Genomic DNA, 24665 nt, shown 5'->3' with positions numbered 1-24665 from the left:
TCAGAATACTTTTCCTAGCTGAAACCCTAACCATTGATGTCCTTCAGGTAAGCCCGGTGCAGGTTCAAAATCTACTGTTGAATAATTATAATTGAGAGAGAGAAGCAAACCTGCATCAGAAACAAAAACGAATCCAGCTCGAATGAATCCTACAGCTCTACGAAGATTTGCAACATAAGTTTTTCCTTCGGTTTCAACAAGCCCTTGTTGTAGAGCAGTGAGAAATAGTAATCTTTGGTTAGGATCCAGAATGTATTGTGATAAGATTTCATAAGAAAGGTATCTTGCGAGAACAGGAAGTTTCTGACCTTCAGGTCTAAAAAGAGAATACAATGCCACGATTCTAGCATTTTCATCCAATGTAGGCCAAGTTTCTAATATATTCGAGAAAAGATAAATTTTTAATCCAGCCTCAATTTCCTCTGATGAATTGAAAATATTATTGAATAGAATGTAGTTTAAACCATCGCCGTATGGATTTTCCGAGCCGCGGACCAAAAACAGCTGGTACAGAATATAGCGATCAATCGAGTTGTTGCCATTATCTTCATATAATGAATTTACAATAAGATTTCCAATAATGTCATTGCTTGCATTAGTTTGAAAAATTGCTGAATCTGAATTTAGAAAATTATTCCCAGCATCACTGCGGTAAACTCTTCCATCTCCCATTTTGCCCTGAATCGTTCCATTGTAACCTTGAAATGTTCCACCTGGATTTAAGTAGAAATACCAATAGCCAACTCCAGGATTTTGAAGAACCGGTGGTCCTGGACTAAGCGCATTGAAACCAGGTCCAGGTTCAGTACCGACATTTCCCCATCTAAAAATTACGCTGACAGATGCATCCGCTTGAACATTCCCAACGGTGAAGTGATAATTCATTCCAAAATATGGATGATAAAATTTACGAATATCTGTCTTCAGTGCAAGCGAAGTTTGATTACCGATCTGAGTATCCCACCCTTGAGGAATTGGTGATCCAATATAATTGTGAAACTTTTTTTGTGCATTTTTACCGCCAACATCTGGTCCAAGTAAACCAATTTCAATTTCGGATGTTACACTTGCATTGCTTGACCAGGTTGTAAGTGAACTACCCAAATACGCTCGACTTGCGTAAGGACGGTCTCCATAAGAAACTTCGGATTTTTTAATATTCGAAGGAGTGTAGAATTCTTGTCCCACTGAAATTCCCATAAAATGTTTTGTTTCAGGAGAGGTCGTTACAAAAAGATTATTCCACCCCTCAAATGCAAATCGTGTCGGATTGTATTTCTCTGCATCCATATGAAATTCAATTCGTCCTCCATTGGTGTAATATCGATCAGAAAAGCCACCGTAGCTATCATTTTCGGATAGCATTCGAATTTGGTATTGAGCCTGTATTTCTGATGTTATACCTAGAAAGAGCAAAAATAAAAAAACTTTAATAATTGTTAAATTTTTGAAAGAATATGGTCTGCTCATCGAATTCATTGTAAAAGTAAAAATGTTCCTTTATTTTCCTGAACGAATTGATCTAAAGCTCTCTTCAATTTTAGAGCGAGATTCAGAGACATCAATAAAAAGCTTTTCATAAGACATATAAAGTAGACCGCAATTGTACGAGAATAAAATAATTTCTTTGTTAGAACCTTTTTTAAAAACCAGCGCTGAGTTATACGAAGGTAAACATCCGGAAGGAGGATGGATTGAGTATTTTCCAGAGGCAGATGTTACCAGTTTTCGAAAATGCTGAATCTGAATTTGATTGGTCACGGGTAAGGAGAAAGTTAGCAAACCTTCTGGATTCTCTATCGACGTTGTGTCAGGAAGCTCATAATAATTTACAGAATCAGATTCTTGTATCAATTCTTTCTTAACCTGCGACACTTGAACTTCTTTTTCTGAAGCTGTTTCAATTTTTGTTTCCGTTGATTTGCAATGAATTGTTATTAGAATGAGATACGCTGATATGTTCAAAATACTCAATATACTAAAAATCTTTTTCCGAGTTATAGGAGTTTTAATATAAGGAATTATTGCTAGGAAATGTTTCATAATTTAATGATCGACTAAATCTATTGATTCGTTAGTCCCCATTCTCAAAATTGATTTTGCAATTTGCTTCTTCAAATCCCGAACTGTCTGCAATAGACCTTCGTACAATAATTTTGATTTCTTGGCTATTCCAAGTCTTGCATTCTCTTTTTCTTCCCAGTTGAGGTTTGATTCAAATCCCTCAGTTACTGAGAAAATGACTCTTTGCATACTAGAGGATAAGATATCACTTAGATGTTTTTTATCAGAAACCAATTCATCAATTTTGTCCATTTCAACGATTTGTTTACTCAGTAATTTCGGGTTTTTTTCTCCAGACTTAATCCCCGCATATATATCTCTGCTCAACGTGCAGCCTTTTTCTAAAAGAGGATAAAAAAGACCCAATTCCAAATTCATTTTCTTTAGTGTAGATTTCAATTCTGCAGTGTTGCACCAGGATTTGGATTGCTTGAATATCAATTGAATGGAATCTCTCGCTTTTTTTACATTCTGCTTTCTTAAATTTATTTCATCTAAAGCTATGGAGTCCTTACCTTTGGTATATTCAAACTCTGATTCAAAATCCGAATTTCGCAGATTTGGAATTTGTAAACCTTGAGATGTTAGGTTGATCGCATCTTTTGCATTTTCATTGAACCAGTTCCTAAAGATTATTAATTTTTCATTGGTCTGAATTTTGGAACCATCAATGCCTGGTTCAAAATGTTTAGGAAGGGCTGTCAACTGCTGAAAATTGTGAAGTTCTCTTCTAAATCTCCTGGATTCTTTCCAGTTCAATCGCTCTTCCAAAATGGCTCCCTTAGCATGTGCCAATCCATTCGTAAAACTCAAATCTTGTGCGACCAAATATACTGGAGATCCCCCGAGAAGCTTTGCAAGAGAAAATGCATTGGTTGATACAGAACCGCCAAAGGGAACATTTCCAATTTCTTCTTCGGATAATTGATCCAGTATTTTCGTAAGGGGAAAGGGCGATGAAGTAAAAAAACATTCTTGAGGTCCAACTGCAAGTCTTGGGGTCAGATAAGTAGAAGTCGGATCGAAAACTAAGAATCCATTGCCCTCGTATCCTTCCAGATAATAACTATTGAGAGCCTGAGGATCTACAGAATAAATTAGATCTGGTTCTATATGATTTTCGTGCAGAACATTCAATGCCGTATCGACCGCAATGATTATATAATGTTCTCGGTATTTTTGAATTGATTCAATGCTCTTGGATAATGATGGTCCTGCACCGACCACCAATACGGGAGTATTGCTTGCTTGCCCAAAGATTCTCGAGATGGGCTGCATTCGCCCAAGCTCAGACAAATTCTGAATTATATTTTTGGTCCAAATTTTTTCGAAGCGAACTAAGGTTGCTAAATTCACATCTTTTTTATGAAAGAAATTTTCACCAAGATAGCGAAGCCGTAAATATTCTGTTTCGTTCCATTGAAGGCTTGCCCTATGTGGAACGAATGTAACAGGAACGGTAGCCTTTCCTTTAAAAGCAGAATATAGATCATCTTCTGCAATCGGAGCAAGTAGTATTTTCAAACGTCCAGAGGACAAGTATTCGGAAAAATCTAAAGTCTCAAGAGCTGCTTTTAATATCGACGAACTTGCCTCCATCCAAACACCAGCACAGAGGGGTCGATCCTTTAGTGATTCAAGTATGATATATCCTAGACCGGCACCGAGAAAAAGATACATCCTTTCTGTATTGTCATATGGCAATTCGATTGCTAAGCGATTGGCTTCCCTTACGGGATCATGCTTGCTATGAAAATAACAGTCATCCGTAAATAGATTCCAATGCCCTGATTTTGTTTTTTCTAATATAAATTCAGAATGCGAAGAACTTCCAATGCCCTCCAATCTCTCAATTAAACTAGCATTCAAAAAGCGGGAATTGGATTCCCAGAAGCCTTTCATTTTTCGAGTATCAACCTAATTACGGATTTATCATTGATCATAGTTCCTGGAGCTGGCGTCTGTTCTTTAACAAATCCAGAACCCGAAACCGTGAATCTAACCTGAATGCTGTTGAGTGCAGCAATCGCTTCGCTTAAAGTTAGGCCAATTAAATTTGGAGCATAATTAGGATTGATGAGAAACTTTTTGGGTTGGATTCTTTTGAGTCGGTAACTTTTATCAGAATCTCTTTGGTCGAGCATTGGCAGTATTCCTTCAACCACATCCTTGAATACGGGAGCAGCAAGTCCACCTCCAGAATAAACATCACCAGCAGGTTCATCGAATAGAACTAGTCCTACGATCTGTGGTTTTTCAGCAGGAAAGAATCCTAGAAAGGATGCAGACCATAGGCCTGGTTGGTAACCTTTTCCAGCTGTTGCTTTCTGACCAGTACCAGTTTTTCCAGCGATCGTAATATCTTGGAGGTAGGCGTTTTTGCCTGTTCCTGATTTAACTGCTTTTGTCATTGCCTTCAGAATAACATCTGTTGAAGATTTTTTAATATTTAGGCTCTCTGACCTAGTTCCAAATTGATGAACTAACTCACCATAGGTGTTTGTGATTTTTGAGACAGGTTTAGGGTCAACAAAATATCCTCCATTTACAACACCCGCAGCGGAAGCAACGAGTTGAATTGGAGTGACGGAGAGACCCTGTCCTATGGATAGGAAATAAGGCGTACCTTGTCTCCAGTCGTTTACGTTTGGCAGGAATCCTTTATTTTCGTGAATAGCAAACCCGGTCTTAGATCCGAATCTAAACTTCTTTAAGTACTCATAGAATCGTTTATCTGAAATTTTTTGAGATGCTTTTATAATACCCACATTGCACGAAAATTGTAATATCTCTTCTAGATTGACTGAACCATGTTTATCAGTGCATCTTATCATGGAACTCCCAAACTCAACATATCCTGGGCAATAGAATCTTTCCTGGGTAGAGAGAACCCCTTCGTTGATAAGCATCAGGGCAATGAAAATTTTCATAGTTGATCCTGGTTCATATACATGACGAATTGCCCAGTTTGTATGATTGGTTGCAGGAAAATCCGAATATCGATTGGGATCAAAATTAGGAAAGCTTGCCATTGCGAGAATATGACCAGAATATATATCCATAAAAATTCCGATTGCTTTACTGGATTGAGTTTGTTTGAACGCTTTAGCAAGTGACTTCTCTAGTTTGTATTGCATTAGGCTATCTAGAGTTAGGTGAATATCATTACCTCTTTCTATTTCTGGACTTGGTGTAGTCAATAATTCTAGATTAAACTCTTTTTCAAGTCCTGACAAAGCCCGGTCATCATCTAAGCCTGTAAATCCAATTAGATTCGAAGCAAGTGCTCCTTGAGGGTAGATTCTTTTAAACTCTTTCTCAATTCGCACACCTGGCAAAGATAGGTTTGCAATTTTTTTGCCTAAATCTTTGTCAATTTCCCGTTTCAATAAAAAGTAGCTCGACTTTTCTTTTAAGATTGCTTCCAGTTTGTTGGTCGGAATTTCTAAAGGCTCGGAAAGATATTTTGCAGTAAATGGGATATCATAAACATTCGAAGGATTGATCCCGATAGTTGAAGCTTCGGTTGACAGTGCGAGTTCTATTCCTCTTCGATCCACTATCATACCACGACGAACATGCTTGTTTACTTGATAGTGTTTTATTTTTTCATTGAAAAACGCTAAGTAAGCAACTCTCACAAGCAAGATTAAGAATAGGGAAAGTATGATTCCAATGAGGATAGTCAGTCTTCTTTTTTGAACTTCCATTATTTTATTGTAGCGAAAACTTTTCCCCGGAGACGTGAGAGAGGAACGAATCCAAAACTTCTCGAGTCTGTACTATATTCTCTATTATCACCTAACAAAAGATAATATCCCGGTGGAATCCTTCCCGATTTACTCATTTCTATGAACGGACTATCAGGATATTTATAAGCCATTTCATTCGATGGCTCGTTGGTTTCTGCACCATCAGGAATATAATCTTCTTCAAGAATTGTGGATTCGATCATAACTTTTCCAAAATTGAGTTCGTAGTATTCATGAGGTTCACCAACCAATCTCTTGAGACTGATTTCGCCTTCTTGATCCTCGAAAATCACAATATCAAGTCGATTGAGACTAGGTTTTGAATAAACAAAATGCCAAGGGAAAATTTCTGATGTGACTGGAAATCCCAGCTTGGATACGAACACTATGTCTCCATTTCTCAATGTTGGAGCCATTGAATTACCGCTTACAACGTAAATTTGAAAGAAAAAAATGCGAATGATGATAACAAAAAAAATGAATCCAGTAAAATATAAGATCCTCCGTTTGAGCTTGTCTTGTGATTTTTGGTTCAATTTGTATTTCCCGACAATTCAAAGCATAAAAAAGCTTGGAATTTCTTCTATAATATAAAAGAATAGAATCCGCATGTCTGTAGCAACTTCAAAATTTACTGCTGAATTCCGATGTACCCATGAAGGTTGTGGTGCAACCTATCCTTTGGGAGAAATAATCTATACTTGCAAAAAAGATGGAGAGCTCTTAGAAGTTTCGCACGACATGGAAAAATTGTCGAGTAGATCTGGAGCCGATTGGAAAGAATTATTTGACGCGAGAATCGGTTCTTACAGATTTCCATTCAATTCTGGAATCTGGTCGAAGAGAGAATGGGTTCTTCCAGAAATTGAAACGCAAAATATCGTGAGTTCTGGCGAAGGGAACACTCACCTCTATGATACTGGAAGATTTGCAAAAGAATTGGGCCTAGATGGTCTCTTTGTTAAGCAATGTGGAGTTTCGCATACTGGAAGTTTCAAAGATCTGGGTATGACTGTCTTAGTAAGCCAAGTGAATCAGATGATAGCCGATGGCAAAGATATTAAAGCGGTCGCTTGTGCATCTACGGGTGATACATCTGCAGCACTAGCCTCTTATGCTGCCAAAGCTGGAATTCCATCTGTAATTTTTTTACCAGCTAATAAAGTTTCTGCGGCACAATTGATACAACCAGTCTCGAATGGATCACTAGTTCTGGCTCTCGATACGGATTTCGATGGATGTATGAATATCGTCAAGCAGGTCACAGAAAAACAAGGTATCTATTTGGCTAATTCGATGAATTCTCTCAGGATCGAAGGACAGAAAACAATTGCGATTGAAATAGTTCAGCAATTGGGTTGGGAGGTTCCAGATTGGATTGTAATTCCAGGAGGAAATCTTGGAAATGTTTCGGCGCTTGGAAAAGGATTTGAAATGATGTTTGATCTTGGCTTGATTGATCGATTGCCAAGAATTTGTCTTGCTCAAGCAAAAAATGCAAGTCCTCTGTATGATGCTTTTTTGCGAGATTATTCAGATTTTAAGCCAGTGACTGCCAATAAGACTTTAGCATCTGCAATTCAAATTGGTGATCCTGTTTCTGTTAAGAAAGCAATTAAAATCCTCAAAAAATTCAACGGTGTAGTAGAAATTGCCAGTGAAGCGGAATTATCGGATGCTGCACATAGAGCTGATCGTTACGGATTGTACAACTGTCCTCATACAGGTGTTGCACTTGCAGCGACTTTTAAGTTGATTGAGGCGGGAACCATTCGTAAAAAAGATAAAGTTGTTGTTATTTCAACTGCACATGGTTTGAAATTCACAGAATTTAAAGTCCAATACCACAATTCTCAAATTCCTGAAACAGATTCAAGATACATCAATAAGATTGTTGAATGCGATGCGAATATTTCCAAAGTATTAGAAATTCTGGATAAACGGTTATAAAAATTTTTGTCAGCACCTAAGATTGAAATCTCTGCACAAGACAAAGAAGCCATTAGAAAAGGTGTGGAATTAGGCAAAAAAATTTCGCTGATCACCTATGTGTTGGGCGATATTGGCGAAATTAAACTAAAATATCTGTTGGACTGCATATTAGAAAAATACAATAGATCCGATCTACTTGAACTATTCTACACTGCTGCGAAAGAATTAATTGCTAACTCTACTAAAGCTGCAATTAAACGAATGATCTTTGATGAGATGGGATTGAATATCAAAGAAGAAATTGATTATCGCAAAGGAATGGAAAGATTTAAGTCTTATCTGAATGAACGCAAATTTCCTGCTTATCGAAGTAAAATGAAGGAAAATAATTATTTCATTAAGATTACGATTACACATGATCCGAATAAAATGGCTTTATATGTAGCTAATAATTTTTCACTCATTCCTGTTGAAGAAGAAAGAGTTCGAGAAAAATTTGAAAACGCCAAGAAGTATGATAATCTATTTGAGTTTTTTATGGCTCATGGAGATAATACGGAAGGGGCAGGAATGGGAATAACAATGGTAGAAATTCTACTATCACAAAGTGGCTATGATAGAAAGAATTTTATTATATTCTCATCGAATAGAGCAAATTTAACTTTGGCAAAGATGGAAGTACCATTGATAGAAGGAACACAATTACCTCTTCCATTTGGAGATAAGCAATTGATTTCAACTGATATGACTCTACCTGAAATGATGGGAGTCTACAAATAAATGGCAGAGCAAGAAAATTCGCAGAACAAATTAAAATCTCAAGCAGAACAGATCAATCTAGCCTTAGACTCTGTCCTATCAGAAGATCAAGCGAAAGAACTGATAAATGGACGAATCGAAGATGCTTTTGTAATGAAAGCCAAAGTGGATATTGACAATAGATCAGGTGTCGTTATGATACTCTTCTCCACTTATAAAAAGAAAATATTGGAATTGTATTCTTTGATTGGCAATTCACCCATATTAAGAAAGATCAGAACCTTTGAAGATTACCAACAATTGTCTCTGGACTTTGTTGAGGTAACCAATGCTGGAGGAATTGATACCGCATTATCCGAGATAGTTGGTCAGGCAATTTATTCCATGTACAATACCGATGTGATTGGATCCTTTCTTCCATTCTGGGAAAAGAAAGACACAACCAATTCGATTCTAATGATGGAGCAGAATGTTCAAAAGAAAGTAAAAGCTACTCGAGTAAAGATTGCTGCCGAAGTGGACAAAGTGTCCAGCGTTAAGTTTCGCTATAAAAATATTATGATTGGGACTGTAGCACCGATCAAGCCACCCATCGAAGATGAAGCATTCAATTCTTCCGAAGAAGGTTTGCCTGAAGGGGAACTTGATGGTGAAGAAATGGCTCCATATGAAAGGTTGATCGACAATGTAGCCAAAAGATATTCACGTATGTTAGAATGTGAAACCATGTTATCACCTGTTGCTGGAGTTGAATTCGATGATCTTGTGGAGGGCCAAGAAATTTTGTTTCGTTTACCTTATCAGACATCGCAAGAAAAGGCTACTGCGCAAGCTTTAGAATTGGTTGACTCGGAAGGTAAATTGAAACCTTTAATCGGTAAATTTATTAGTATCGTGTATGGTGATGATTCCTATCACATTCTAGCTGAGGGACCTTCGAATACAGTAATAAGGTCGATTGAGGAAAGGCCTGTTCGAGTTGCTACTCCAAAGAAATTAGTAAAAGAATTGGATCTGAACGCAAATGAGCCATTGAACAGCAATGCCGGCTTACTAATTATTGGAGCCGTTGTAGCTTTCTGTATATTGATCGCTATCCTGGTAATATTATAATATTTAGAACTAATATTTTTTTCATTTAAGCCGTTTTCGACTTCAATCAATATATCCATTTTCCTTGTAAACAGTATATCCTTTCGCCAATGCCTCATCAATTTCCTTGAAAATTTGTTTATCCAATTCTTTTATATGAAAGCAACTTTTTCCTTTCAAGCAGCTAAGAAGTTTATTTCCAAATAATTTCTTTATTTCCGATTCAGCATATACTGGCATGAAATAAAAACCAACATATCCTTTTTGAATTAAAGCTGAAGTAAACGAAATTTCGGTTCGATTTTTTCCTCCATAAAAACAAGATTTCTCACTCATAAGATGGATGATTCCTGGTCCATCCTGTCTTATTTGAATAGAACCTTTTTTGTATTTAAGAATTAGTTTTCGCAGTTCACGAAAAATCGGAATCAAGTGTTCCTGCCCAATCGATTTATCTTCATACTTAATAAAATACTTATTGTCTGATTTTACTTTTTTTTTGGCAGGCATAGTTTTCCTTTCTATTCTGGAAATTTATTTATGGTTAATTAAATCAAATTGGATTCAAAAAAAATATTGTAAATCAAAATATTTTAATTTGAAATTGAACTAGATATTTATAGTTGAATGGATTTATCGAGGTGAAATATGAAATTTGAATTTTGTATGGTTTATATCACAACAACCGATCGCAAAGAAGCCGATTTGATTTCTAAAACATTAGTTGAGAAAAGACTTGCGGCTTGCGCAAATATTTTTGAAGACATGGAATCTATGTATCATTGGAAATCGAAAATCGAGAGTGATAATGAATGCGTCGTGATCTTAAAGACAAAAGTTGTATTATTTGGTGAATTGAATGAAGTTGTGAAAAATATTCATTCATATGAAAATCCTTGTGTTGTTGCTTACCCAATGCTTGACGGAAACTCAGAATATCTAGATTGGATAAGAAACGAAACAAAATAATTTGTATTTTTAGAGAGTTCGCTTTACAAATGGCTTATAATCCATATCCTTTATTAATATATGATTGGTTAGCCATAATCCTAAAAATTTAATTAGTTTATGTAAGAATTCATCCAATTTCTCTTCATCTAATTCTTTTTGAAGTTCAATCAATTCTTGCTTAGAATCTTGAATCTTTGTGGTAAACTTATCATGCAATAATTTATGATTTTCTAAATCTGGATAATCGCTATCTTCCATCACTCTCTCTTCAATCAAAAAATGGGAAATTGTGTAATGCTCCAAATCCAGAATGGTTTTGCTTATTTGAGGAATGAATTTAGTAAGATTGCCTTTATTACTCTCATATAATTTTTCAACTTCACCTAATAGAAAAAATAGTCTTTGGTGTTGAGTGTCTATTTCTGTAATATTCGTTACGTATTTTTCGTTCCATTCTACTGACATATCGTTCTCCCAATACTGGATTCCTCTATTTTTATAAACCAGAGGCTTTTTTCAATAGAATTTACTCAACGATGATACCTTTCCAAATATTATTATTTGGAATTATTCTAATTTTTGTATGATTATTTTTTATCAGGTCAAGATTCCTGCACTCGTCTCCATTTTCTTGATAAATGTTTGTCATAACAAAATTTCCATTTTCTAGCGATACGAGTGCTAGTACATAGGGAGTCTTCTTCTCGCCACCTGGATTGAAATAAACTACCGTACTTGTCAGAATCGTTCCAATCCGTTCTGTCTGTTCGTTAGGAATTTGATTTTGTGATTGATCAATATTATTTTTAGCAATCGTAGAATTTGTATTTTTCTCAGGATGAATGATCTTATTGAGTTTGAGTCTTCGGTGGATTATTGGTTTTCTTTGCGATTGGGTGTTGGCTGATTCTTGTGAAAATAAAGCCACTGAGTTGATAGAATCGATTCCACCATTGCCACCAAGAAGAGAAAGTTTAGGTGGAGTAGTAAGTTTTTGTGATAAAGGTAATGGATTTTTGGACAATCCGTACTGACTAAGAACATCAACCAATCCGGTTGCTCCAGACATTGACATCGCTGCTTGGTAATTTAGTATTCCACCGCCCATGTTGATCGGAATTTCTTTATCTCCTATTGGAATTTTTCCATTTTGTAAAGCCTCTGCTACTTTTTTCGGATTCTCGCCAAAATATGCGGAAGCTTGAGAAATTATCATTCCAATGAAACAATCATATATCCATGCGTATTCAATTGAGTTTCTATTGCATCCTGCGCTCGCAAAAGCTCTCTCGGCCGCAATTCCAGCCGGACTTTCTAATTTAGATTTTAAGGAAAAATATTCTGAATGTATACAATGTCCCGTTCCAATCAAATACAACGGATTAGATTTTTCTTTTATGACTGACTTAGCGATCAATTCTTCATGGGCTTTATGCCCAACAACAATAGTGGCAAATCCATGATCAGTGACGATTGCAATCATGGGTGTTGAATATGGATAAGCCAAAAATTTCGTAAATTGTTTGTCTATGATTTCCTTTCTGTAATAAAATGAGCGCGGATTTTCAATTGCAATATTTCGGAAATATTTGGTTATATTCTCATATTCTGAAATATCAATATCATTATCTTGCATCTGTTTATTAGCAAGTAGTCCATACATTGCGATTAACGTGGCACCATATGGAATTTCATATTCAGAATTTGCAACGGTAGCAGTAAGTTTCTTCAGATCACTTACCTGACGAAAAACGGACTTTGGAACGTCTGCGCCTGCAACTAAAATTACTGCATAAGGATTTGATTCTGCGATTCGCCATGCTTCTCCGATTGCACCACAAACACTGGCACCTCCAAGATCGACCGTATGGCACTGAATTCCAGTAAAGCCCAAATCATTTGCGTCCTTTACCATCTGTCCGTAACCCGTTCGAGCAAGAGCTGCTGCATCTATGGAAACAAAGTCTGTTAAATATTGAGAAACTTCCGTACGATCTGTACCTAAAAAATTGCAAAGTCCATCGACAGCAGATTCTAAAAGTGCGAAATAGCGTTCATAATTTGATAACTCTTGATAGTTGCTAATGTCTGATTCGATTGAATCACAAACTCCTAGAATTATTGGGCTCATAAACTAAGGTCCAACAATCGCAGTCATTCGAAAGTCCTCAATAATTTCTTGGCATTTGATTATGACTGTTTCAAGTGCTCCCTTATGAGTTTTGACATTATACGATCCAGCTTTAGGATATTCCTTGTCATCAATTCTCATCATTATTTCTGAACTGATCCGATTCTTATCGATGCACTCTTTGCACAAAAGAGAAACTTTTTTGAGTGCTAGACAAGTGGTTTTGAGTACATCTTGAGTATCTTTTTCCATCAACATTTGATTGCCGTTTGCATCAAGCAAAGCCTTGATATGCTCTGTGATACGCGGTGGTGATTGATTGCGAATGCGTGAGACTGCTATTTTTTCTATGGTGTGTAAAACATCTTGGAACATATTGTATTCTGGTGTACCACGAAAAACATGAATGAGAGCAGGAACTTCAGAATCTCCAAAATCTCGCATAGCTCCATAAAAATATCTCAACTCAGGTTTGGCTAAGGGATGGAAGTCCATTTTTGGATACTTCTCTAAACGGGCGATAGCTTCATCCATTATTCTATTGATGGTTGCGCCTTTGGATGCTTCTTTTTTCGCAATTAATTCATTGTATTTATTCTTAAGTTGTTCTAGAAAAGCAACTTCATCATTTAGGAAACGCACAACATTGGATTTCATTTGTAATGTTTGCAAATATCTTTTCTCGAATCCCGCGAGATCAAAAGCTTTAGGATTTTGTTTGCTATAAGTTGCATATTCACTGCGGATTTTTTCTAAAATTCCGTTGATTTCCGTTGTGTTGAGTGTCATAGTTCCCTTTTTATTTTAGTTCGTTTCGTATTTCCAGTTTTCAACATCTTTTATCAATTTCTCAATATCTTGGGAGCAAAATATTGTAGCATTTTTCGCATCGGTAAACATTAGTTGATTCTGATATTGTAATTGTTTTACATGCGTTTCCGTTTTTAAATTGAATACATCTAGAAGGCTATGGCTCAATGCTTTAAATTTGCCTAACAAACTTGTAAATCCTTCTTGCATTTCCCATCTCATCACAAGAGCAAGCTTGTCTTTATCATTTACAGCAAGTGATAGATCATCTCGTTTAGATTTCTCAAATTTGGCAGTATAATAGTTGATTGCTCGAGGATATGAAGTGAGTTCTTTTAGATAATTTGAGATTTTTTCTAAGGGCTGGAACACTTCTACATCAAATTCGCGTGTCAGATTTCCGATTATATTTTTGTTCTCGGATGGATCTCCCGTTATCTCAAATATTCTAGATGATTTTATATTATTGAGTACAGATTGTATTCTCGTTTTGGCTTCTTCAATAGATTTCATCAAAGCTTCAATTTTATTCTTTTCTTCTTCTGGTTTTATTGCTTTGGTTTTTATCTCCGAAGAAGCAGAAGTGCTTTTTTCATTGACTCCTTTTTTATCATCATAATTTTCTTCAGGTTTGGAGGATTGGGAACGGGTTTCTTGAATTTCCAAATTTTCTTGGCTAGTTTCTGTACGAGAAGGTGTTACTGGTGATCCAAAATCTTCTAGAGAAATATCCAGATCAATTCCTGAGAAATTAAAATCATCTTTATTATCTTTTGATTTATCTGTTGACTGGGATGGAATGGAAGCTGATTGAGAATTCTTTTTGGAATCCAATTGTTTTTTTGAATCATGCGGGGACGAAGATTCATGAATATTAGGAGTTTCTAAACTTTGTTTAGTTACTTGCGTATCTGGTTTTATATAATCTTGCAGTGGTTTATCAATTTCTTTCGACTCTTCCCAAGCGCGTAGAGAATTGTCTTCTTGGATTTTGCCTCCTGAGCGAATCATTATTTTGACAACTTCCATTTTACGAGTCTCACGATTGAATCGAATCGAAAATCGATTATTATCCTTATCGATAAATTTTTTACCAACAAAAGATAAAGATAATTTATTGGGATCAATCTCGTTGATCGAATTCACTCGGATATAATCAGTATTTTCTTGGCTCATTTGTATAAATATTTAAAGAATGCGTGGTTGAATAAATCTTCCGTTATCTCCCCAATATATTTTCCATTTCTAAACGAATGTGCAAATAAAAAATTGAATTCATCTGAATCACAATTGATTTTTACATAGTCTATGTCTCTTACTTCCGCTTTTAGGAAGGTCTCAATTTCTGAAGGTGGATCCAAAATTGCCATTCGTATCAGCAATTTTAAATCTAAATCCCACTCTTTCATATATCGACTCAATCCTTGGTCAATTTGAAAATAAACTTCCATAATAATCTCCTGGAATATAATTTCCAAAATTGGCAATCAATTGGCTTGGTTCTAGCGTACAATCAAAAAATCATCGACTTCCCAGACTCCGACGAAAAAACTGTAAAAAAAGGGGAATCTCGTGGCAAATTTAAAGTCATCCAAAAAAGACATAAGAAGAACAATAAAGAGAACTGCAGCCAATGCATCTAAGAAGGCTCGTCTCAGAACCAGTGCTAAAAATATTTTAAAGAATGTAAAAGAAGGAAACTTAGAAAAGGCTTCACTTCTGTACAAAGAGTATTCATCATTATTAGATAAAGCAGCGAAAACAAATTTGATTCATAAAGGAAATGCGAGTCGTAAAAAATCTAGAATGGCACTTTTGATTTCCAAAACTTCAAAAGCACAATCAGCAACTGCTGCTTAAAGGCAGAACTATTTAGAACTTCCCTTTTTATAGGACCTCCTCTGGAGGTCTTTTTATTTTACTTTGAATAAATCTTTCTTTTTCTAGCCTTCATTCAAAAAATCATCGACACTGTAACCTTCTATAATTTCATAGCAAGAGTGAACCTGAGGGCGATTAGCTCAGCTGGGAGAGCATCTGCCTTACAAGCAGAGGGTCGGCAGTTCAATCCTGTCATCGCCCAGGTTCAATCTATCTTATCCATTTAATAATCTCTTCCTCTCTTCCAATATAAATTCCAGTTTACTCAGAAACTTATTATTTTAAACTAATCAGTGATGGATGATTTCTCTAAATTAATGATATCTGTATCAGGTGTCCGTGGTAAGATACAAGATGGGTTTAATCCTGAAACTATATTAAGATTTTCCAGAGCATTTGCTACTGCAATGGGTGGTAGTTTTGTAGTTGTTGGTCGTGACTCTAGGCCAAGCGGCCTTTTCGTTGAATCTATATTAAACGGTGCAATCTTAGCTGCCGGTAAGTCTGTATTATCATTAGGAATCGTACCAACTCCTACGGTTAAAGCAGTTGTGAATGCAAAATCTGCGGAATCTGGAGTAATTGTTTCCGCATCTCACAATCCTATGGATTGGAATGCTTTTAAATTTGTCGGACGTAATGGATTCTTTTTTTCTCAGAAAGAAATTGACAAAGTTATGGAATTGGTTAACGCTAACCAATTTCCTCAAGCTATTTATGATGCAAATGTAAAAGTTGATTATCAATATGATGATGCAAAATTGCATCTTGAGTCTATACTAGAACGAATCGATGTTCTCGCAATTCGTAAGAAGAAATATAAAGTATTAATTGATGCTGTGAATGGCGCAGGTAGTAATCTTATTCCCGAGTTTTTAGAGATGTTAGGATGTGATGTGTACAAAATGCACTGCAATCCGGATGGGCAATTCCCTAGACCAGCAGAACCTACAGAAGAAGCACTGGTTGATACATCAGCATTTGTAAAATCGTCAGGTGTAGATATAGGTTTTGCTGTAGATCCAGACGCTGATCGTTTGGTTGTCCTTACACCAAAGCTAGGTGCCCTATCAGAAGAATATACAGTCCCTTTGAGTTTGATGGCAGTTCTGCCTGAATTTATTGGCAAACCAAAAGTAGTTCTAAATGAATCTTCAAGTTTTGTATCTGATCGTGTTGTAAAAGCATATGGTGGATCTGTAATTCGATCCAAAGTTGGTGAAGCTAATGTCGTTCAAGCCATGATAGACAACAAAGCAATGTTTGGTGGAGAGGGCAATGGGGGAGTCATTGATCCAAAAATCAATTCTTACGGAAGAGATTCTCTCGCAGGTATTGGACATATTCTTCATTTGATGGCAAAAGATGATAAGCCAATAGATAGTATATTTGAAAAATTGCCCGGACTCTTTATGAAAAAAACCAAATTTGCTCGCGAGGGTAGAGAAATATTGGATGTTTTCAATAGTATCCGATCTGGTTTTAAATCTGATCAAGTTTCGGAGATAGATGGGCTGAGGCTCGCCTGGGATTATGGCTGGATTCATGTGAGACCGTCTAACACCGAGCCTATAGTAAGAATTATAGCAGAAGCCGATTCTGCAGAGAAATTAAACGAAATCATTCATCAAGCGGAGAAATCCTTGTCGTAAGACATTTATTCTGAGGAGAAAATTATGTGCGGAATAGTTGGTTATATTGGTAAGCGCGATGCGTATCCGATCATCATTAAAGGACTAAAAAGATTAGAATATAGAGGATATGACAGTGCCGGTGTTGCTCTTCTAAACGGTGGACTGAAAGTTTATAAAAAGAAAGGAAAAGTAGCCGAATTAGAAAGTCATGTCGGTGGATCAGATATTTCTAGTAATATTGGAATAGGACATACAAGGTGGGCAACACATGGTGAACCTAATGATATAAATGCACATCCTCATTCTTCGTCCGATGGAAAACTCGCAATCATTCATAATGGCATTATTGAAAATTATCAATCTCTCAAAACCGAATTGGAGCAGAAGGGATATAAATTTAAAAGTGAAACAGATTCGGAAGTTATAATACTATTAATCGAAGAAATCAAAAAAAGAAACAATTGCAACTTAGATGAAGCTGTTCGTTTGGCATTGAACGAAGTCGTAGGTGCTTATGCTATTTTGATTCTCTCATCTGATGATGATAAGCAACTTATTGCGGCGAGAAAAGGAAGTCCTTTGGTGATCGGAATCGGAAATGGTGAATTTTTTGTGGCATCGGATGCAACACCAATCATTGAATATACTAATAACGTTGTTTACTTGGATGATTATGAAATTGCTGTGATCCGAGATGGTGAACTCAATATAAAAAGTATTGAAGATGTTCCTAAAACACCTTTTATACATCACTTAGAAATGGAATTGGAATCTATTGAGAAAGGTGGATTTTCTCATTTCATGCTTAAAGAGATTCATGAACAGCCTAAATCGATTCGCGATTGTCTACGCGGACGATTGATAGCAAAAGATAACCATTTGAATCTAAATGGAATGTATCAGTACATGAATAAATTCTTAAATACTGATAGAGTTATTTTTGTAGCCTGTGGGACTTCATGGCATGCAGGTTTAGTTGCTGAGTATCTATTTGAAGATATAGCGAGAATCAATGTTGAGGTTGAATATGCATCGGAATTTCGATATAGAAATCCAGTGATTCGCGAAAATGATGTAGTTGTCGCAATATCACAATCAGGTGAGACAGCAGATACATTGGCTGCTATAGATTTAGCGAAATCAAAAGGTGCTACTATATTTGGAGTTTGTAATGTTGTTGGAAGTTCCATCTCTAGGGCTTCTCATGCGGGTGCCTATATTCATGCTGGACCGGAAATCGGTGTGGCGAGTACGAAAGCTTTCACTGGGCAAGTTACAGTTCTTGCAATGATGGCGATTATTTTGGGACTCAAAAAGGGAACTCTATCCGAGAGTCGCTACAGAGAATTGTTATTTGAATTGGATAGTATTCCTGATAAAATCCAAAAAATTCTAGAGAACACAGAACCTGTAAAGCGTATCGCAGAAACTTTTCAGTTTGCAAAGAACTTTTTGTATCTTGGACGTGGTTACAATTTTCCAGTCGCGCTGGAAGGTGCTCTCAAACTCAAAGAAATTTCCTATATTCATGCGGAAGGATATCCAGCAGCCGAGATGAAGCATGGACCAATTGCACTTATTGATGAAGATATGCCAGTAGTTTTTATAGCAACAAAAGATTCCTCTTATGAGAAAATCATTTCAAATATCCAAGAAGTAAAAGCTCGTAAAGGAAAAGTTATAGCGATCGTTACAGAAGGTGAAAAGGATATTCACAATATGGCGGAATATGTTGTTGAGATTCCTAAAACAGAGGATTGTCTGCAACCTTTATTATCAGTAATCCCTTTGCAACTTTTGTCTTACTATGTTGCGATTCATAGAGGATGCAATGTCGATCAACCACGTAACCTTGCTAAGTCGGTAACTGTTGAATAGAATGAAAGAGTCTAGTCAGATCAAAAGGATAATCATTTTAGACAATGAAGTGATTCCTGGATTGGATATATTAACGCGATTTCGATCATTCGTTGAGCTTAGAGTTGGGCACGAAACTATATTAGAAAGACTACATAGAAAATATCCGCAAGCGAAGACATTCTATATCAATTCCAATGAAGTGAGTAGGAATTTTTTTCTCTCTAAGCATCCTTCGATACTACCGCTAGAACATAAAAACACTGAATCCAATTATAAATCAGAAAGTGGAGATCTAGTAATTGAACCTGGATCTTATAAACCTTGGGATCTTATACAGAACATTCCCAATTACTTAGAAGAAGATATTTCTCATGTCAAAGAAATATCAAAATGGAAGAGTAAATTCAAATCTAAATTCAAACGAATCGATTTGGTAGGTAAAGAAAAGCATCTTTACATACATCCTGATACGATCATTTATCCAGGAGTTGTTTTTGATACTACCAATGGTCCAATTATAATTGATAAAGGTGTCACTATTTCATCTTTTAGTTTTCTTGAAGGTCCATTGTATATTGGAAGTAAATCCAAGATCGATGATGCGCGGTTAACAGGTGGAACTGTTATTGGAAGTCAGTGCCGCATTGGTGGGGAAGTATCGAATACAATTATTCAAGATTATTCTAATAAGCATCATGAAGGTTTTCTGGGTCATTCTTTTATTGGTTCATGGGTGAATCTGGGTGCTTTGTCAACAACTAGTGATCTAAAGAATAATTACGGAACGATTGAAATTCAATCAGGTAACCAGAAAATTAATACCGGCACGATAAAATTTGGTTCCGTAGTCGGTGATTATGCTAAGATTGGAATTGGGGTCATGCTTAATACGGGAACTAGTATTGATGTCGGTTCAAATATAGTTAGTTCAAAAGTAAAAGGTTATACTCCTCCTTTCTCATGGATTGATTCTGGAGAAAAATATAGATTGGATAGATTTTTGCAAGATACAAAAAAAATAATGTCTCGTCGTTCAATGATCATGCCTCAAGAATTAGAGAATTATATATCATATATTTATTCGAAAATGATACAAAATAAAAATTAAATGGACAATATGAACTGGGATCTAAAAGAACATTATCAATCAGGTTTATTCGCATCTAATTCTGGACAGAAAGTTTTTTATACTAGTAAGGGTAAAGGTGAGAAAGTAGTTCTTCTACCTGGATTGATGGCAACTTCTTATTCTTATAGAAAAGTAGCTGCAGTCCTTTCTGAGCATTATCAAGCAATTTCTTTAGATTGGCCAGGTATTGGATTCTCAGAACCTTCCATTCATCCATATTCTCATAGGTATCTTGCTACTGTCTTGGCTGAATTTTTAGAAGAGATAGCTGGAGAAGAGAAAGTTCATTTGGTTTGTCATGAATATGCAGGCAGTGTTGCTTTCTTAATGCTAAATCAATTTCCTGAAAAGGTTAAATCTCTTAGCATGGTATCTTGTTTTTTAAAAATTAAAAAATATAGTTTTCCTTTGCCGATTAAATTATTCCGAATCCCTTTGATAGGATTTTTGTTTTCTTATCTATTCTTTCCACCGGTAATTCGCATTATGTACAATCTGTTCATGCAGTCTTTCTCCCGACCTATGAGCAAGGAAGTCGCGCAAGATTATTATCAGCTTCTATTTGAAGGTGATAGAAAGAAGTATTTAGTAAGTATGTGCAAAAATTTTGATAGATCAAGTCACGCACAGCGTGATATGGAATCTGGAATCAAGAAGACAGTTGGTTTAAGACAGATCATAATAGGTGCAGACGATAGAAGTGAGAATGCTAAGCAGACCGAGTATCTTATGGAGATTACAAGATTATCATCTGTACATATTGTTGATGCAGGACATCTTTCAATGGAAGAAGCACCACTTTCTCTTGCAAAAAAAATCGAACCATTACTCAATTCAATGTCAAGAAATAAAAATAAGAAATCCTTAGGAAACAAACCATGGATATCCTCACAACCAAAATAGATTCAAACTCGGAAGATTTCAAAGAAAATAAAGAATTCCTGATTCAACGTTCTAAGGATATTCGAAGCCTTGTCGACAAAGTAAAGTTAATGGGTGGAGATAAATCTATTCAGCGCCATAAATCTAGGGGTAAGCTTACAGCTCGTGAACGCATACGAAGTCTAATTGATAAGAATACGGCATTTTTGGAACTTTCTACTCTTGCGGCATATGATGTCTATCCTGATGATGTACCGTCTGCGGGTATCATTACGGGAATAGGAATTATCGAAGGAATTGAATGTGTCATTGTTGCAAACGATGCAACAGTGAAGGGAGGCACCTACTATCCGTTAACCGTGAAGAAGCATGTTCGGGCTCAAGAAATTGCAAAACAGAATAAGTTACCTTGCATATATCTCGTTGATTCAGGTGGTGCATTTCTACCAATGCAAGATGAAGTTTTTCCAGACAAAGAACATTTTGGCAAAATATTTTATAATCAAGCACAAATGTCTGCATTGGGGATTTCTCAGATAGCGGTTGTTATGGGGAGCTGTACTGCAGGCGGTGCTTATATTCCAGCGATGTCCGATGAATCTGTTATTGTAAAAGGAACTGGAACCATTTTTCTAGGAGGGCCTCCTCTCGTGAAGGCTGCAACTGGAGAGGTTGTTACACCTGAAGAACTCGGTGGAGCCGATGTTCATTGTCGAATGTCTGGAGTAACGGATCATTTTGCTGAAAATGATGATCATGCTATCGAAATAACTCGAAGTATTGTTCGTAATATCAATTCACCGAAGAAGAACTTAGTAAAAAAAATTGAATATCGTGATCCTTTATATCCGGCTGATGATATCTATGGGATCATTCAAAAAGATACTCGCAAAAGTTCCGACGTTCGAGAAATTATTGCTCGATTGGTAGATGGATCAGAGTTTCAAGAATTCAAAAAATTATATGGCAATACTATTATCTGTGGATTTGCTCATATATATGGTTATCCAGTTGGAATTGTAGCTAATAATGGAATTTTATTTTCGGAATCTGCATTAAAGACCGCTCATTTTATTGAACTTTGTGATAAACGAAATATTCCTCTGCTCTTTTTGCAAAATATCACTGGCTTTATGGTTGGGAAAAAATACGAAAATAACGGAATTGCTCGTGATGGTGCCAAAATGGTGACGGCTGTATCAACAACTAGAGTTCCAAAGTTGACTGTAATTATTGGTGGATCTTACGGCGCAGGAAATTACGGTATGTGCGGTCGAGCATTCAATCCGAATTTTCTCTGGATGTGGCCGAATGCTAAAATTTCTGTGATGGGTGGTGAACAAGCTGCAAGCGTTCTTGCCACTGTCAAAAAAGATCAAATGTCAAAAGAAGGTATCGTTTGGACGGATGACGAAGAGTCAAAATTCAAAGAACCGATTCTTAGCGACTATGAATCGAAATCATCTTCTGTTTATAGTTCTGCACGTCTATGGGATGACGGTATCATTGATCCAATTGATACGAGAAGCGTTCTAGGAATTGCTTTGTCTGTGGTTGAAGGACAAGAACGTGAAAAGCACGGGTTTGGAATTTTCCGGATGTAAAACTCTTTTCGATTCAGTTTTTATTGATAATTTTTATCTCGCGATTCCAAAATTATTTTCATTGGAAAGTGTAGGTACGAAGTACGAATCAGCGTACTGTCTGTTCATTGAACAGATTTGGAATACTGTATTTTCTAGAAAAATTGAACGGAATTTTATTCGTTTAAAATCCATAATTTTTATGCAAATTACTGTCAATTCCTGCGTCCGAATACAATTACTTTCAAAAAAGAGCCATCACTTCTTAAACTAGGTACCTTTTTTGCAAGTATTCCTTTATCCATTGGGTAAGGAGACAAAATGAAATTAATCGTAGCGATCATTCAGCCTCATAAGGTTGAAGAAGTAAAAGCTGAACTAACCAAACATGAAATTTACCGATTAACCGTAAGTGATGTTCAAGGATACGGCCAACAAAAAGGAAAAACAGAAGTTTTTCGTGGCCATGAATATCAGGTCAATTTGCTCCGCAAAGTGAGATTGGAAATCGCAGTAAATGACGAATTTGCGAAGGCAACAGTTGATGCAATTCTGAAAGGTGCAAAAACTGGAGAAGGAAAGATTGGAGATGGTAAAATTTTCATTCTACCATTGGAAGATGCAATCCGCATTCGAACTGGTGAAAAAGGAAGTTCAGCGATTTAAGAATCCGTTTCCTATGATCTGGGGGGATAAAGGCATTGATTCTGTCTATTTTTCGATTTTCGGAGAAATTAGAGAGAAGTCAGTAAGCCCCCCAAGTCACTTTTTATTTAAGTTTGATTTTTTTTTCTTTCCAAAAACTTTCATAGATGATTGCTTTAATGTATGGAAATCATCCATAGAACTTTTGATTCAATACCTGTCCTAGATATCATTGGTGAGGTAGATTTGTACAATGCCCGCGAAGTAAAAGAAGCGATTGATTCAATTGTTAAGCAACAAATGTATGAGATCATCGTGAACTTAGAAAAAGTTCCATTCATGGATTCTTCTGGCATTGGAACTTTGGTTACAGGTATGTATAAGCTCAAGAAATATCATGGAAATCTCAAGGTTACAGGAGTATCCGGTTCAGTGGCTAAAGTTTTCAAGCTTACTGGGATGGAAAGCCATTTAGAAATCCACTCTTCTGTAGAAGAAGCAGTTAAGTCTTTCAAGCAGAATTAACTTTATTTTTGTTCAATCAATTATTTATAGAAATCAATAAGTTATTTCTAATTACCTCAATTGTTATTTTTGCCTATTGATGTCGCCATCTATAAACCCAATCAAATTTTTCATTAAATAACTGTTACCCCATTAATTTCCCAATCAAAGTCTATTTATTTTGATACGTCTCTTGCAACAATGCAAGTTTTTCATTTTGTAGAAATAGTAAAATTGAGTGGGATTACGAATGGATGGGCTTAAGCCCATAGCTTTTGCCCATCCTCACATCCAGTCAACTTTCTGAAGTCTCACAGATACCTCATTTAGAACAATCTAAGCTTTTGGCAATTTTCAATTGCTATTTAGGTGATTGAATTCTGTATAATGTGCATTTTGAACAAAAATTAGAACAAAATCATAAAAAACTTTGGTCATATGGGTAGCATGAGTCCAGCTCTCACTTCTTTCTCAATATCTTCTCCTTGTAGAATTTCTAGAATCTTCAAAGCAAATTCGAATGCGGAACCTACAGCAATACTTGTAATAATTCTATTTTGAATCACAATTCTAGCTCCACTATATTTGCCCCCATCCGCTAATTGCAAAGTAGATGGATAAGCTGTATAGGGATCGTCACCAGAAATAATATTCAGTTTTCTTAATATATTAGGAGCAGCACAAATCGCGCCTATCCAACCAGAATTGTTTGCATGATTTATCAACATATTGCTGAGCTCTTGAGAATTCATTAACCCTTCTGTTCCCTTTAATCCCCCCGGAAGAACAATCATATCGAACGTTCCGTGCAGATTGTCCGTGATTAGGCTATCTGGTGTATGAATTGTACCTCGTGATGCTATAATAGGACCTGCTTTTAGGCCGCAAGATGTGACTTGAACTTTACCTCTCCGTAAAACATCTATTAAAATGATAGCTTCCATCTCTTCAAAACCTTCAGCTAGTGGAATCATTACTTTTTTCATACTTTAATTTTAAAATAATATTCAAATTCTGCAATAATTAATTAATTAGTAGGTATATTAGATTACATAT

At 36.1% G+C, this 24665-nt stretch carries 24 protein-coding genes and 1 tRNA gene; 13 read left to right on the top strand and 12 right to left on the bottom strand.

The features are described from left to right. The 5 genes from O4O04_RS18845 to lepB form a co-directional block, all read right to left on the bottom strand. The gene (locus O4O04_RS18845; protein ID WP_272533419.1) at window positions 1–1470 is read right to left on the bottom strand and encodes a lipid A deacylase LpxR family protein; all 1470 of its coding nucleotides are present in this window, start codon (window positions 1468–1470) and stop codon (window positions 1–3) included. A 30-nt stretch (window positions 1471–1500) separates the two neighbouring features. Continuing rightward, window positions 1501–1965 carry a hypothetical protein gene (locus O4O04_RS18840; RefSeq protein WP_272533418.1) on the bottom strand — a complete coding sequence of 155 codons (465 nt, stop codon included), beginning with the start codon at window positions 1963–1965 and terminating at the stop codon, window positions 1501–1503. An 81-nt stretch (window positions 1966–2046) separates the two neighbouring features. After that, entirely contained in the window at window positions 2047–3966 is a 1920-nt protein-coding gene (locus O4O04_RS18835; protein WP_272533417.1) for a motility associated factor glycosyltransferase family protein, read from the bottom strand. Then, on the bottom strand, window positions 3963–5774 hold the full coding sequence (locus tag O4O04_RS18830; RefSeq protein ID WP_272533415.1) for a penicillin-binding protein: 1812 nt from the start codon (window positions 5772–5774) through the stop codon (window positions 3963–3965). The genes O4O04_RS18835 and O4O04_RS18830 overlap by 4 nt, the downstream gene beginning before the upstream one ends. Further along, window positions 5774–6352: a signal peptidase I gene (gene lepB / locus O4O04_RS18825; RefSeq protein ID WP_272533413.1), complete on the bottom strand. Its 579-nt coding sequence runs from the start codon at window positions 6350–6352 to the stop codon at window positions 5774–5776. The genes O4O04_RS18830 and lepB overlap by 1 nt, the downstream gene beginning before the upstream one ends. Window positions 6353–6425: 73 nt before the next feature. On the opposite strand from lepB, the gene thrC reads away from it, so the two are divergent. From thrC to O4O04_RS18810, 3 genes are read left to right on the top strand one after another with little or no spacing between them, the layout of a single operon-like run. Further along, complete coding sequence (gene thrC / locus O4O04_RS18820) at window positions 6426–7766, top strand: threonine synthase (RefSeq protein ID WP_272533411.1); 1341 nt, start codon at window positions 6426–6428, stop codon at window positions 7764–7766. A 6-nt stretch (window positions 7767–7772) separates the two neighbouring features. Further along, window positions 7773–8528, top strand: coding sequence for a hypothetical protein (locus O4O04_RS18815; protein WP_272533409.1), 756 nt, complete (start codon window positions 7773–7775; stop codon window positions 8526–8528). Beyond that, on the top strand, window positions 8529–9620 hold the full coding sequence (locus O4O04_RS18810) for a hypothetical protein (RefSeq protein WP_272533408.1): 1092 nt from the start codon (window positions 8529–8531) through the stop codon (window positions 9618–9620). Between the two features lie 42 nt (window positions 9621–9662). On the opposite strand, the gene O4O04_RS18805 is transcribed toward O4O04_RS18810, so the two are convergent. Continuing rightward, window positions 9663–10109, bottom strand: coding sequence for a DUF1801 domain-containing protein (locus O4O04_RS18805; RefSeq protein ID WP_272533407.1), 447 nt, complete (start codon window positions 10107–10109; stop codon window positions 9663–9665). Window positions 10110–10247: 138 nt separating this feature from the next. Between O4O04_RS18805 and cutA the strand changes: the two genes are divergently transcribed. Beyond that, on the top strand, window positions 10248–10568 hold the full coding sequence (gene cutA, locus O4O04_RS18800) for a divalent-cation tolerance protein CutA (protein WP_272533406.1): 321 nt from the start codon (window positions 10248–10250) through the stop codon (window positions 10566–10568). A 9-nt stretch (window positions 10569–10577) separates the two neighbouring features. Here cutA and O4O04_RS18795 read toward each other — a convergent pair whose 3' ends face one another. The 5 genes from O4O04_RS18795 to O4O04_RS18775 all read right to left on the bottom strand — a co-directional run bounded on the left by O4O04_RS18795 (window position 10578) and on the right by O4O04_RS18775 (window position 14942). Beyond that, entirely contained in the window at window positions 10578–11015 is a 438-nt protein-coding gene (locus O4O04_RS18795; protein ID WP_272533404.1) for a bacteriohemerythrin, read from the bottom strand. Window positions 11016–11076: 61 nt separating this feature from the next. Next, on the bottom strand, window positions 11077–12681 hold the full coding sequence (locus tag O4O04_RS18790; protein WP_272533403.1) for a thiolase C-terminal domain-containing protein: 1605 nt from the start codon (window positions 12679–12681) through the stop codon (window positions 11077–11079). A gap of 3 nt (window positions 12682–12684) precedes the next feature. Next, window positions 12685–13470: a hypothetical protein gene (locus tag O4O04_RS18785; protein ID WP_272533402.1), complete on the bottom strand. Its 786-nt coding sequence runs from the start codon at window positions 13468–13470 to the stop codon at window positions 12685–12687. A 15-nt stretch (window positions 13471–13485) separates the two neighbouring features. Then, the gene (locus O4O04_RS18780; RefSeq protein WP_272533401.1) at window positions 13486–14667 is read right to left on the bottom strand and encodes an LIC_10450 family protein; all 1182 of its coding nucleotides are present in this window, start codon (window positions 14665–14667) and stop codon (window positions 13486–13488) included. After that, window positions 14664–14942 (bottom strand): hypothetical protein, encoded by a 279-nt coding sequence (locus tag O4O04_RS18775; RefSeq protein ID WP_272533400.1) that lies wholly within the window; start codon window positions 14940–14942, stop codon window positions 14664–14666. The genes O4O04_RS18780 and O4O04_RS18775 overlap by 4 nt, the downstream gene beginning before the upstream one ends. 121 nt (window positions 14943–15063) lie before the next feature. Here O4O04_RS18775 and rpsT point away from each other — a divergent pair, with 121 nt between their 5' ends. The 9 genes from rpsT to O4O04_RS18730 all read left to right on the top strand — a co-directional run bounded on the left by rpsT (window position 15064) and on the right by O4O04_RS18730 (window position 23630). Beyond that, on the top strand, window positions 15064–15351 hold the full coding sequence (gene rpsT / locus O4O04_RS18770) for a 30S ribosomal protein S20 (protein WP_272533399.1): 288 nt from the start codon (window positions 15064–15066) through the stop codon (window positions 15349–15351). Window positions 15352–15501: 150 nt separating this feature from the next. After that, window positions 15502–15574 (top strand) — tRNA-Val (locus tag O4O04_RS18765). 94 nt (window positions 15575–15668) lie between these two features. Then, complete coding sequence (gene glmM / locus O4O04_RS18760) at window positions 15669–17024, top strand: phosphoglucosamine mutase (protein WP_272533397.1); 1356 nt, start codon at window positions 15669–15671, stop codon at window positions 17022–17024. Between the two features lie 24 nt (window positions 17025–17048). Then, window positions 17049–18884 (top strand): glutamine--fructose-6-phosphate transaminase (isomerizing), encoded by a 1836-nt coding sequence (glmS, locus tag O4O04_RS18755; RefSeq protein WP_272533396.1) that lies wholly within the window; start codon window positions 17049–17051, stop codon window positions 18882–18884. Between the two features lies 1 nt (window position 18885). Next, the gene (locus O4O04_RS18750; RefSeq protein ID WP_272533395.1) at window positions 18886–19974 is read left to right on the top strand and encodes a glucose-1-phosphate thymidylyltransferase; all 1089 of its coding nucleotides are present in this window, start codon (window positions 18886–18888) and stop codon (window positions 19972–19974) included. A 9-nt stretch (window positions 19975–19983) separates the two neighbouring features. Further along, complete coding sequence (locus O4O04_RS18745; protein ID WP_272533394.1) at window positions 19984–20898, top strand: alpha/beta fold hydrolase; 915 nt, start codon at window positions 19984–19986, stop codon at window positions 20896–20898. Next, on the top strand, window positions 20874–22481 hold the full coding sequence (locus O4O04_RS18740; RefSeq protein WP_272533393.1) for a carboxyl transferase domain-containing protein: 1608 nt from the start codon (window positions 20874–20876) through the stop codon (window positions 22479–22481). Before O4O04_RS18745 ends, O4O04_RS18740 begins: the two co-directional genes overlap by 25 nt. 300 nt (window positions 22482–22781) lie before the next feature. Next, a complete protein-coding gene (locus tag O4O04_RS18735; protein WP_272533392.1) occupies window positions 22782–23126 on the top strand; it encodes a P-II family nitrogen regulator in 345 nt (114 codons plus the stop codon). A gap of 162 nt (window positions 23127–23288) precedes the next feature. Further along, the gene (locus tag O4O04_RS18730; RefSeq protein WP_272533391.1) at window positions 23289–23630 is read left to right on the top strand and encodes an STAS domain-containing protein; all 342 of its coding nucleotides are present in this window, start codon (window positions 23289–23291) and stop codon (window positions 23628–23630) included. A 413-nt stretch (window positions 23631–24043) separates the two neighbouring features. On the opposite strand, the gene O4O04_RS18725 is transcribed toward O4O04_RS18730, so the two are convergent. Further along, complete coding sequence (locus tag O4O04_RS18725) at window positions 24044–24595, bottom strand: DJ-1 family glyoxalase III (protein WP_272533389.1); 552 nt, start codon at window positions 24593–24595, stop codon at window positions 24044–24046. Window positions 24596–24665 lie beyond the last annotated feature (70 nt).

The organism is Leptospira sp. GIMC2001 (genome assembly GCF_028462125.1).
Lineage (GTDB): Bacteria > Spirochaetota > Leptospiria > Leptospirales > Leptospiraceae.
Note: the sequence above shows the minus strand (reverse complement) of the source record. Positions and strands in the feature narration are given on the sequence as shown.